9 protein-coding genes and 2 pseudogenes are annotated in these 12,221 nt (G+C 45.1%); 3 read left to right on the top strand and 8 right to left on the bottom strand.

Features of this window, described 5'->3' with window-relative positions; genetic code table 11:
* The first annotated feature begins 315 nt into the window (after positions 1-315).
* The gene (gene napG, locus AC0L66_RS18890; RefSeq protein ID WP_473570395.1) at positions 316-1,083 is read left to right on the top strand and encodes a ferredoxin-type protein NapG; all 768 of its coding nucleotides are present in this window, start codon (positions 316-318) and stop codon (positions 1,081-1,083) included.
* A 2-nt stretch (positions 1,084-1,085) separates the two neighbouring features.
* Positions 1,086-1,932 (top strand): annotated as a pseudogene (napH, locus tag AC0L66_RS18885) (quinol dehydrogenase ferredoxin subunit NapH).
* A gap of 105 nt (positions 1,933-2,037) precedes the next feature.
* On the opposite strand, the gene AC0L66_RS18880 reads toward napH, so the two are convergent.
* From AC0L66_RS18880 to AC0L66_RS18855, 6 genes are all read right to left on the bottom strand, one after another.
* Positions 2,038-2,820, bottom strand: a complete 783-nt coding sequence (locus AC0L66_RS18880) for a hypothetical protein (RefSeq protein ID WP_473570393.1) — start codon at positions 2,818-2,820, stop codon at positions 2,038-2,040.
* Between the two features lie 54 nt (positions 2,821-2,874).
* The gene (locus AC0L66_RS18875; RefSeq protein WP_265675977.1) at positions 2,875-3,228 is read right to left on the bottom strand and encodes a hypothetical protein; all 354 of its coding nucleotides are present in this window, start codon (positions 3,226-3,228) and stop codon (positions 2,875-2,877) included.
* Between the two features lie 70 nt (positions 3,229-3,298).
* Positions 3,299-4,045 (bottom strand): Crp/Fnr family transcriptional regulator, encoded by a 747-nt coding sequence (locus tag AC0L66_RS18870; RefSeq protein WP_265675976.1) that lies wholly within the window; start codon positions 4,043-4,045, stop codon positions 3,299-3,301.
* A 475-nt stretch (positions 4,046-4,520) separates the two neighbouring features.
* A complete protein-coding gene (locus AC0L66_RS18865; protein ID WP_473570391.1) occupies positions 4,521-5,123 on the bottom strand; it encodes a 2OG-Fe(II) oxygenase in 603 nt (200 codons plus the stop codon).
* Positions 5,124-5,308: 185 nt separating this feature from the next.
* Positions 5,309-7,111 (bottom strand): choice-of-anchor I family protein, encoded by a 1,803-nt coding sequence (locus AC0L66_RS18860; RefSeq protein ID WP_473570389.1) that lies wholly within the window; start codon positions 7,109-7,111, stop codon positions 5,309-5,311.
* A gap of 227 nt (positions 7,112-7,338) precedes the next feature.
* The gene (locus AC0L66_RS18855) at positions 7,339-9,150 is read right to left on the bottom strand and encodes a trans-sulfuration enzyme family protein (protein WP_473570387.1); all 1,812 of its coding nucleotides are present in this window, start codon (positions 9,148-9,150) and stop codon (positions 7,339-7,341) included.
* Between the two features lie 142 nt (positions 9,151-9,292).
* Here AC0L66_RS18855 and AC0L66_RS18850 point away from each other — a divergent pair, with 142 nt between their 5' ends.
* On the top strand, positions 9,293-9,745 hold the full coding sequence (locus AC0L66_RS18850) for an Lrp/AsnC family transcriptional regulator (RefSeq protein WP_265675972.1): 453 nt from the start codon (positions 9,293-9,295) through the stop codon (positions 9,743-9,745).
* Positions 9,746-9,859: 114 nt separating this feature from the next.
* Here the strand turns inward: AC0L66_RS18850 and AC0L66_RS18845 are convergent, their stop codons facing one another.
* Together AC0L66_RS18845 and AC0L66_RS18840 are read right to left on the bottom strand one after the other, a co-directional pair.
* Positions 9,860-11,191, bottom strand: coding sequence for an anaerobic C4-dicarboxylate transporter (locus tag AC0L66_RS18845; protein ID WP_473570385.1), 1,332 nt, complete (start codon positions 11,189-11,191; stop codon positions 9,860-9,862).
* Positions 11,192-11,509: 318 nt separating this feature from the next.
* Positions 11,510-11,991: pseudogene (locus AC0L66_RS18840) on the bottom strand (DM13 domain-containing protein).
* Between the last annotated feature and the right edge of the window lie 230 nt (positions 11,992-12,221).

The raw sequence follows: 12,221 nt of genomic DNA, 5'->3' as shown, positions 1-12,221 counted from the left end.
GTCCTGTGTCCCCGCATTAGGGCTAACTTTCGTGGCTCAGCTGAGCGATGGCTAATTCGACTGTAATTGGGTGGAGCGTAAATTGGGTGACGCGTAAATGGGGTGACACGTAAGTCGCGTGGTGCCGTAGTGGTGAAAAATTGCGGATAAAAGTCGGCAGTGTGATCGAAGCGGCTCGACTATTTTGATATAAATCAAGCAACCTTGCGTATTACTAAAAAGAGTAATGTTAATCGAATTAAATCACATTAGATTTATATCATAAGATGAACGCATAGCTCACGCAAATGAGTGGGCATGGTTGAGGCAAATACGATGTCACGTTCGAAAACTTCGGAAAGTCGCCGACGATTTCTAAGAGATGCCGCCCGAACGGCGGTTGGCGTTGGTGCGGCTGCCACATTGCTAGGCTTGCAGTCAAAACAAGGCCAAGCTAAAACCAGCGGTGGCGTCCCTATACGTCCACCGGGCGCACTGGAAGGTCAACAATTTGATGAAGCTTGTTTACGTTGTGGACTGTGCGTACAAGCCTGCCCGTACGATACATTGAAATTGGCAACATTGCTCTCCCCAGTGGCCTCTGGCACCCCTTACTTTACCGCAAGAGATATTCCCTGTGAGATGTGTGATGACATTCCCTGTGTCGTGGCATGCCCAAGTGGGGCACTTGATCATGCGTTGACCAATATTGATGATTCCCGAATGGGACTTGCTGTATTGATTGATCATGAAGAGTGTCTTAATTGGCAAGGTCTTCGCTGCGATGTGTGTTACCGGGTGTGCCCCCTGATTGATGAGGCAATAACACTTGAACCAATACGGAATCAGCGTACGGGCTACCACGCCAAGTTTATCCCCACTGTACATTCAGATGCGTGTACTGGGTGTGGTAAGTGCGAGCAAGCTTGTATTACGGAAGTGCCAGTGATCAAAGTGGTACCGATTGAGCTCGCGAAAGGGCATATGGGGGACCATTATCAGCTTGGCTGGGAAGAGAACGTCGAGCTTCGTGATGGTACGTTTCCTGAAACCCCAGAGATTGCGCCAAGTGAGCATATTCGCATCAATGATGGGAGAAAATAGTCATGGCTAAAAATCTCGCTAAAGATGCTTAGTAAGGACGCCATTCGCGAATTGGGCTGGTGGAAAGCTCATCGTTTCTTGCTGCTAAGACGTGTATGTCAGTTATCTATTATCGCTTTATTTATGATTGGGCCGACATGGGGCGTGTTGAAGGGGAACCTCTCTTCAAGCTTATTATTGGATACGATTCCGCTTAGTGATCCGCTATTGCTCCTGCAAATATTAGCAACCGGGCATTGGCCGGAAGTGAATGCCCTGATTGGCGTTACCATTGTTACGGTGTTCTACATGGTTATTGCGCCACGAGCCTTTTGTGCCTGGGTCTGCCCATTGAACATAGTGACGGATTTCGCCGCATGGTTGAGGAGAAAACTCAACTTGAAGGCAAGTTATAAATGGTCACCTAAGATTCGTTATTGGCTGATTCCCGTCATATTACTTGGCAGTGCGGTTTCTGGCTCCTTGCTATGGGCGTGGGTAGACCCGGTTGCGACGCTGCATCGTGGGCTAGTGTTTGGTATGGGGGTAGGTTGGATACTTATCGTATTAGTGTTCTTGCTAGACTTAGTCATGGTTGAGCATGGTTGGTGTGGGCACCTTTGTCCATTGGGTGCGACTTATGGCGTCATTGGCCGTAAGAGTGTCATTCGTATAAAAGCAACCCACCGAGAAGCGTGCACAAAATGCATGGATTGCTACAACGTTTGCCCCGAGCCGGATGTGCTCAGGCAACCGCTTAAGGAAGGCGATCGCCGTGTGATGAGTCAGGACTGCATCAGTTGTGGGCGCTGTATTGATGTTTGTGCACTCAGCGTGTTGGAGTTTAAGGTCAAACCTAAAGCTGATTGACCCGGTATTACGGTATGAGACCGCTACACGGCAAGAGCCGATGGACTCTGTTCGTGTCGGGCAGTCTTTGCTAGATCCCCTGATAGTCTTTTACCAATAATGAATTTATTGCCAATTGATGGGTTTCATATGGCAATGACTGTCTGGTGAAAAGACAATCAACCAGGCACTTTCTTCCCAGTTAACATAGGTATTATCAATCGCTTGATAATTAGTCGATTGAATATTAAGACATTGAATACTTGGCTGTCCTTCTCTTTCCAATTCTAGTGTTAAACGTCCTGCGTACTTTGGCACAGTGAGTGGTTGTGACAGTGTTTTTCCCTCAAGCCCTTGGATGATTTGAGTTCCATTCAGATAAAGATCCGATGCCGTGTTTTGACTAGGCGTAGACGCATCAATGACAAATACGGGGACCGTCTGTTCAGATTGAGTCACAACAGGTCTTTGGACGGTATACAGTGAATAGTTATTAGTGTTGCTATCGCCGAAAGCAAAGACCCAATAAGGTTGTTCTGCGTCGGCAATAATTTGCGTGCTTGCTTTCACGAGTTGTGTATTGCGGTCAAGCAGTGCAATGGTGATTTCTTGATTGTTTAACGTATCAAAATAGTAAGAAATCGTTGAGCGTGCACTGCTACTAAATAACATGTGCGGCTCGGTTAGGCGTTGCTGACTGTTTTCATTACTGTAGGCAACGACATGCGTCACTGAAAAGTCACTTCCGCCATAAACATAATCGAAGACATGCAGATCTTGTTGCACCTTGAATCCATCAATGTCAGGTGTCACGTTGACTCCGCCGTCACTGCCTCCCCCGCCACAGCCATAAAGAAAGAGACTAGTGGTAAGCAGTACAAAAATGTCGAATGAACGAAAGTTATGCATAGTGTTGTTCTCGAATTAATAAAAGGCAAAAAGTAAGGTAAGGCAAAGGCGTGATCATTTAGTGAGAAAAAAATCGCGGCTTTTGATATATAAAGCCATCCTTGGGCATCGAAATGGCTTGAGAATATGCTGCCATCTTGGTGTCAAATGGTTCGCAGTAACGCAATAATGGTTGGTCATATAATCTAATGTCTCTTCAATTACTTGATCCCATTGCGAGTCAAATGCAGTGGTAAGTTGGCTAGATTTAGGGGACGTAGACCAGATCTTATTGCTGATTTGTGGACAAATATAAATATTGCCCACTTCATCAACAATGACTTCCCCTTTTAATTGGTTATCCCGAAATTTTTTATTTACGTCATCTTGTGCATCGGTCTTAATTTCGATTGAATAGATATATGGCATGTTATTTTCCTATGGTTATACGCAGCCCTCAGGTGTCATCCTGATAGGCGTCTTTAATGTCATTTAGTGATTAGAGAAAGTGGCGAGGGTCTCTAATACTTAGGTCAATACCATCCAGTTGGTTTGATAATTGCGAAACATCATTAATGATGATTTTACTTCGATTAAGCTCGACAAGGTGCTCTCGTTCAAGTTGTTTCATGACTTCATTGACTCGTTGCCTAGCAATCCCCGTCATTTCACTGAGCTGCTGTTGCGAGAGCGCTATTTCATTGCAGGTTCGATGTTTGTCTAAGTGCGCTAAAATTTCTATGAGTTGATAAACCACTCTAATATTAAGGGTTTCACTGTTGATAAGTTGGCTTTGCAGCCATTTCGCTCGTGATTCAAAGGTGAGCGAATAAAACCATTTGTATATTTCATGACTACTGTGGGCAATATTTCTTAATTGTTCATTATTAAAGTTCACCACTGTGCATGGTTCTATTTCAATAAAAACAAATGACGACAACGACGATGTACTATCAATATAGTTTCCAAACCAACCACCTTTTCCGATAATAATACAGTTTGCGGTTTTTAAGTTTGGTGTTTGAATACATACCGCCAATGTGCCTTGTTCAAGAAAGTTAACGCCTTGATTAATGAGGCGAGAGTTATCTAAATCCCGCTCTACAACCTGTTTTCGCTTAGCAAGTGTGACTAATTGTTGTTTTAAAGCCGAGGAAAGCTCCGTCGTCCACCTTAGGTTTTGACTGTCTACATTGTCGGTCATGCTTTCCTCACCACTATTCATCAACGCTGTTTTCTCTATCACAATCTACCATCGCTAGTGGCTGATTTATAACGAAGTATACTGCTCTACATTGAAGTATAGTCTCCTTGTATTCGCTTCGCTTACGTTGTCGAGGTTTTGTACTCATGCCTTGATGTTGCAAGTAGTATAAAAGCAACCTAGTACAAGAAATATCCGTTAGCGGACACTTCTCAATAACAATGAAAAAATAGCCCGAAGGGGGTAGTTTCTGGCTCCTGGAGTAACCAGTTTTAGTAGTAAGTAGTAAGTAGTAAGTAGTAAGTAGTAAGTAGTAAGTAGTAAGAAGTAAGCGGTTTAAGTTAGAAGCTCGCGACCAAAGAATCAAAAGCGTGGAAAGCGCAGGATATGAAAGCGTTGGGCGTAAAGTTAAGCAGAGTGGACGTGAACCTACAATTAAAGCATGACATTGTTTTGCCGTGGATTAGCCTCCAATTCGACCGCTGTGGGTAGAAGGTCGAAAAGGAGAGGAAAAATGCTAGTTCGCAATATCGAGTTGGTTATCTTTCACGCCATTCGTTCTAAACCAGCCAGCAATGCTAAAGCGTTCACGTTGAGTTGGGAGAACTTCATGTGGAAATTGCTCTGAGAAGAAAACCAGTAAACGTCCGGATTTCGGGGTAATGCGAGTGAGCTCGTTGTCATTAAGATCGTAAACCACTAAGTCACCGCCATCTTCTTTTGACCATTCATCATTCATATAAAACACGGTGGTGAGACGACGGTTTTCATTGTCGCGAAAACAGTCTAGATGTTTTTGGTAAAAGTCACCTTTTTCATATTTTGCGAAATGCGCTTCGTATTCAAACAACCCCAGAAAGAAGTTTTGATTGGCGGCTTGGCGGATAATTTCCATTTTGCTTAAAAACTGTTGCACAGGCTCACCAAGATCCTTGGATAGCCAACAGATCTTATCACTGCGAATTGCGCTTTCTCGCACTTCTTCATCATTTCGGCCAATACAGGCTTTTTTCCAGTTCTCAGGCAAGCACGCTTTCAGTGCGTCTACTTGTTCTGGAGTAAGAAAATCATCCCAGATGTAATAACCTTGGGAGTCTAAGGTATCGATAAGCTTTTGCATGATTGGCGCCGTGGTTGTCAGAAACAGGAGGGCGCTTTATAGAGAAAACGAGTACAGCGATCAATTCAGGTTTGTTATCGTCACGGTAGAAGAGGGTGATAACCCCCTTGATAGGGGCATCAAGGGGGAGAGGGCTTTATCGTCTTATGTTCATTATAGAACCCCGAACGTTATAGGATGAAGCTCTATAATTCGATACGATAGACCGAGGTCGTGCCACTGACTTCGTTGCCAACGGCAATAAAGTGTTGACCTTGGCGAGTGAAGTATTTAATGGATTCTGGACCTAAATCGCCCGCTTTCGGATTATAGATGTCATTGTCACAGTCACCGTCGTCGACTTCGGTACAAACCGATTCCTCAAAGTGACGATTATTGACGTACTTTAGAAATTTCGCTTGAGCGGGCTCAGTGACATCGTACACCATGATGCCTCCGTGACGTTCTAAACCAATGAACGCGTATGCGCGGCCATTGATTGTCGCGACATCGATGGCTTCAGGTTCCACCCCTTTATCATCACTGCGGTCGTCGGCAGAGTGATTGTTGTCATTTGTGCTGTTGAAGTGGGCTTTCTCTTGGCTTAGGACAACGGTCGCAAACTCGTCACCGCTGTCGAATACTCGCTCTCCCGTATCACTCCAAATAGAAAATGAACGTGCGCCAAACGCTTGAACCTTGTCGCTAGCGGCTAGCTCGCCTTCAGACTTAATCACTTTTAAGCGTGCAAGCTGAGTGTTGTCCTTGAGTGCACTAGCGAGAGGATGATCAGCCGCCACATTGAGTTTCTTGCCACGCACTTCGTCACTATAAGCGATACAAAAGTCCTTGTTATTGGCATAATCACTGACGCTTTGATCGTCGTCACCATCCCATTGGTAACCTAATTGATCACATTGTTGTTGAGTCGTGTCGAATCCGTATTCACGCCCATCGCCCTCGTTGGCTGTCACAATATATGTTGAGCCGTTAATGGTGTAACTGACGATACTGTCTGGCATGTAAAGCCCTTCGAGCATGGGGTAGTGCTGTAAGTTACCGACGATTTTATCTTTGTTGGACGCATCCAGTGTCGCGCTTTGCCATGATTTGCCCCCTAATCCGTAGATAGCGTCGACAGTGGCGGAGCCCACATCAATCGCACCAAGGGCGTTATTCTCTTGTAAGGCAACAAAGATCTTTCCATTGTCGGTAAATGTCAGGTATTCAGGCTCTAAGTCTTGTGCAACGCTGGCTTTAGGGTGCCCAATACGGGTGCGAGCGTCGAGCTCAGAATGACGGCTACCCCCCATATTGAAATCTCTAAAATTGATTTGAGTGACGACAGCGTTCATCGGGCCAGAATTAAGATCCACTAACGTCACTGAGCCTTCTGGGTCGATGGAGTAATCGGCGTTAGGCTCCCCTTCATTCGCTGCTGCGATATAGCGGCCATCTTTTGAAAAGCTGACCATATCTGGCAGTGCACCCGCGGGATAGGTTGTGATGAGTGCAAGCGTATCGGAGCGGTACAGGGCGATAATACCATTCTCTTGTTTGTTCGCATTCTCTATAGCGACAGCCACTAAGCCTTGATGTGCTGAGACACTATTTGCAGCGCCAATCGAGACACCAGATTGATTGGCGGCAGATTGAAGATCGATGACACCCGTTGATTCAGGCAGGCTTTGTTCATTAAGTGATAACACATCTATTTTTTTCGCTTGGGCGTTGACGACATAGAGTTTATCGGTACAAGAATCGTAACTGACAATTTCCGCCGCTGATGTCGCAAACGGGGCGTTTGCGATGGAGGTACCGATTAATGATAACCCGCTGAATGTCGCTTCAGTTTCGCTAGGGAGTTGCTGCTCTTGACACTGAATGTTGAAGCTGTTGATTGCGTTAAAACCTTCAGTAGACTGATGATTTTCTGAAGGCTTTGAGCAGCCTGACATAGCGGTAATCGCGACGGTAAGCGCAGTGAGTTTAAGGTAGTGACGATTCATGTTTCCTCCGTGAATAATGCAACTTTGGATAACGCTCATAAACAAAAACAGAGCGCTCGATGACCATAAACATATTTTGTTACGCTTTGGTGACTTTTACGGAAAACAATGAAGCCCCTCCCGGAGAAACGGAGTGACAGAATGCTCAATTACTTAATTTATCGAGTGATAAGCGTAAATTAGCTCGGTAGGAGTGCTCGTCAACACTCCTACTATTACGGTAAAGGTTACGCGATTAACGACGTAAATCTAGGTAGGCTGTGTGCAAATCGCTGGTGGACATCTAGGTAGGTTTGCATATAGATCTCGTCAATGGTGTCGGGGCAAGGAAAGCGGCTAGAAAAGTCCATGTGTTTGCGGTCAATAGACAACTTTGCAGCCTCGATGATATGCGCAATGAACATGCGAGGATCTTCCAGTCCAATGGAGATTCGCATGGTCGTAGGCTTTATTCCAGATTCAGCCAGCGCTTCGTCACTGAGCTCGGAATGCGTGGTGAGGGCCGGGCACAGCGCAACGGTATTGGTTTGCCCTAAACTCACTTGCATCCCAATAGCGGGCTCAAGCATGTCGAAGAACTGTTTAAATACATCACGATTGATAGGGGCGCGATTACCGCTTCCTTCCATATCAATCGTAAACAGTGCAGCAGGCAAGCCTAGGTACATATTGTTTTGGCAGTGCTCATAATTGTCACTATCAGGAAGGGCTGGGCATGAGACGTTGATGTCGGGATGTGCGTCAAATAACTTGGCTAACGTTAGCGTGTTAATGGTTTTCTGAATGACCCTCATCTCATAGGTTTTCATGCCGTTAAGTACTTCAAAGGCTTTATCGGCATCAAGAAATGCCCCCTTAATGTAGTAGACGTTCCAGAATAAGGTTTCGTTCCAAGGAATAATCACGTCTTCGCCATTAGGTTTAGTAAACGAAATGTCCTCACCTTTCGGCGCAAACATGGTTTCATTGCGTCCTATGACGACCCCTGCCGTCGTGGTGCCTGATCCAGCCAACTCTTTCGTGTACGAATGGACAACAAAGTCAGGACGTTCCATGACATCATCGCGTTTTAATACCGGGTGCAGTAGAGGGGTTCCGACGGTTGAATCGACAATGACGTCCCATCCTCTTTGGTGGGATTCATAGCTGATGGCGGCTACATCTAAGACATACCCGTGCGGGTTACACGGCGACTCTAAATAGACGTAGATTTTTTTCCCTTTGGCTAAGCGGTCTGCGTATTTCTCCGTGATGTCATCTAGGCGAGTTGCGAAATCATCGCCCCCGTAACCATCTACCCATTCGACGGCAATATTGAGGTTTGAAGACTTGCCAAACCAATCTTCTAGTAGCTGATAAGATCCGCCATAAATATTACGAGAAGAAAGCACGATATCTTCATAACCCAACAAGTGACTAAACAAGCCATCAATGGCAGCCATACCTGAGTTGAAGTTCCAAGCTAGGTATTCGTTCGCTCGCTCGCCCGCTTCAATATCAACCATATGATTGGCTAACGCGATAGACGTTGGGTTGAGCAAACGTGAGTAAATGTCATGTAATGGCTCTTTACCATTAAAGGCATCTTCAATCCATTCAGTACACGCAAATAAGTAGGTTGCCGTACGAGTAATCACTGGGCTTGCGGAGAATATCGCCGAGACATTATCGAATATTGGGTAGGCTCCTTTCGACGCAAAATGACCATTGTTGGTGGCAATAGATTGGTACGTGGAGCGCATAGGGTTTTGCAAATTATCGAGAATTTTTGCAATCTGAAAGGATAAGAAGCGTTTGGCATTAAACCAGGCGATCCTGTCGCTTTTGTCGAGCTCAGACAGTCCATCAACGGTGATAGCCCATAAGTCATGAGTTTTACTGTTTGCTTGATAGAGCGTGGTCGCGAGTTCGACCAGAGTCGTGCCATATTCACTGTTTGGGTCAATACCAAAGTGTTTGGCTTGCTCAATGGCCAGTGTTTGTGCTTTTTCATGCTTGGTGGTTTTTCGTAGTGGGCTCAGTTGGGTTGCGATGTTCATGTCTGGTTCCTTTTGACTGTTCTCCTTAAAGTCTAGAAATTCTCAGTGGCGAATGATTGCGAGTTTCCACTCTTAGTACTAATGTTAAGCAATATTATTGCGTATGAGCGGTAAAGATTGATAGATAATTGCGAAAATGGTCATGGATGATATAGATAAGAGAATTTTGAGTGAGCTGCAAAGTAATGCACGGCTGTCTAATCAAGAGCTGGCCGATAGAGTATCGTTGTCACCTTCCCCTTGTTTACGTCGCGTCAGGGCATTAGAAAAGCGCGGTATAATTAACGGTTATCATGCCAGTGTTGACCAAGAAGCGTGCGGGTTGCCAATAACGGTGTTTGTGTTGGTAAAATTAGAAAAGCCGACGCAGGAACAGATGCGGCATTTTGAGCAACATGTGGCGCAGCTCGATGAGGTGTTGGAGTGCTTTTTGATGACGGGAAACCACGATTATCTACTTCATGTCGTGAGTGGTTCTTTGAAAACCTACGAGCAATTTATTCGTAGAGAGTTAACGAGATTGCCGAACATCGCAGCCATAGAATCCAGTTTTGCATTTGGTCAGGTGAAGCGTAAAACGAAGCTGCCCATTTAGCTTAAACATCATCAAACTTAAGCACGAGCAAACTTAAGTGCTATCACTATGCTTCATCGTTGGTTTTGGGTGATGGAGACCCAAAGCCAACGATGTTATTTCGTTAGTCGATGACTATTGGCCAATCACCATTTGTCCCAGTACATAGCCTGCGCAACAGGCTGAAACCACACCGATAAGCCCGACACTCATGAATGAGTGGTTAAAATACCACTTGCCAATTTTCGTTGTGCCAGACGAGTCAAAATTCACCGTAGCAATATCGGAAGGGTAGTTAGGGATAAAGAAGTATCCGTAGACAGCAGGCATTAAACCAATCAGTAGTGCGGGTTCAAGCCCGAGCCCTAAGCCGACGGGTAGCATCATACGCGCTGTTGCGGCTTGGGAGTTGACGACAACAGAAACCGTAAATAGCGCAAGCGCAAACGTCCATGGGTAGTCCGTGACCATACCGACGATACCCGATTTGAATTGTGGCATTGCGTATTGGAAATACGTATCAGACATCCAAGCAATACCAAAGATGGCAATCGCTGCGACCATTCCAGATTTAAACACAACGCCGTTAGGGACTAAGCGTGGGTCGGTATTAGTGGCAAGCAGAATAATACCCCCAAAGCAGAGCATCATCATCTGAATGATCACAGCCATGCTTATGGGTTTGCCCCCGTCTGTAATGGTGCGAATCTCAGGTACCATCGCAATTATCACGATCACAACGATTGATAGCAAAAAGATCAATACCGAGTTTCTTGCAGAACTTGGGAGGACTTCATCAAGCGATGTTGCTGTGGTATTTAGGATACGCTCACGCCACTCCGGATCTTTTAAGCGTGATTGATACTCAGGATCATCATCAAGCTCCTTGCCGCGTTTCATGCTGTATAACGACATGAGCAAGGTACCAAATAAGGTAGCAGGAACGGTCACCATTAAGATAGACAGTAAGGTAATATTGGTTTGGATCTGTGAGAGTTGCGCGAGGTAATAGACAACGGCAGCAGAAATTGGCGACGCGGTGATGGCAATCTGAGAGGCAACGGAAGACGCCGCCATTGGTCGCTCTGGACGGATGCCATTTTTAAGTGCGACATCACCAATAATAGGCATAATGGAATAAACCGCGTGTCCAGTGCCAAGTAAAAACGTCATGCTGTAAGTCACAAATGGCGCAATGAGAGTGACACGTTTTGGGTTTTTACGCAGTAGTCTCTCCGCGACTTGAAGCATGTATTTTAGACCGCCAGCGGCTTCTAAAATAGACGCACAGGTGACCACCGCTAAAATAATGAGCATGACGGTGACTGGCGGAGAGGTTGGTGGCATCTTGAAAATGAAAACTTCAATGGTTAAGCCGATACCCGATACAACGCCAAGACCAATCCCGCCTTTCCTCGAGCCAATATAGAGCATGAGGAGTAGGAACAGAAACTCTAGATACAACATCACTATTTCCTTATTTACAATTTGTAACAGTGAAGCAATTATCCCCTATTATTGTATGGTTATTTGAATGTAAGATCACATAACGTATTGAACTTATGCTAGAAATCTAATTCTATAAGATGAGTCACTCTATAGGTGAGATTCGTGAATGAGGTGTAAATTAACTGTGATTAATGCGCAAGGATAAGGTTGCAATAGTGAAAATCTCTACACCGATAGATATAGAAAATTGGCGTAAAGGTTAATAGCGAACGATAAATAGCGAGTGTTTCGTTATTTATCGTTATATATGCGCAGACTCTTTCGTTTCACAGCTCATTATGTGTCACTTGGAGGGAATAACCGAGCGGACGTAATGAATTCTCCAAAGGTTTCGCACCAAACAATTGCGGTAGTGTATTGGGCTAAATCGGTATTTTCGGGTAGAGAGAGTAGGAAGCGGTCAAAGGTCTTGATATCGCCGATACGAAGCATATCCGCTTTGTGAGTGTTGAAATCACTTTCTGTTTCAATATAAGTCGGCGATAAATACAGCTTGTAATCTGGGCCCGGCGCGAGTTCGCCGATAAACATCACACTGTTATGGGTGACGGTTATTTTACCTTCACCCCAATGGAAGAAGTCACTGTCTTCACGGTCTTTAGAGAACTCACCGACCATACTGATTTGCTCGGTAGGCAGAGTTTTTGTGTTGAACTCGGGGAGTCTGGTTGTATCAAAATAGGCAAAATATAGATACCGAGCATAAAGCCGGAAAATAACGCCGCTAAATGGGTACAAAGTAATATCACTCGTTTCAAAATTGCTCTCCGACTGGCCGTCTTTTGGTCGCTCTTACGGGCTTTCCATTCTCACGAATAATGACGAATGTATCGCCAATAGCTGGCTTATCATCAGTGATTGGCTGATAGATAATAGCGCGTCTAACGCTGATAACTTAACCATAGAACATTTCAATGCAGAGCCTCAAACAAATTCGTTTCTATTGCAATGTCGGTCGCATGGAATGGGCTAGCAATGGTTTAATCCG

The sequence above is a fragment of the Vibrio sp. GJ43-1 genome (assembly GCF_055808835.1).
The sequence above is the reverse complement of the archived record's forward strand: the minus strand, read 5'-3'. Positions and strand labels throughout refer to the sequence as shown.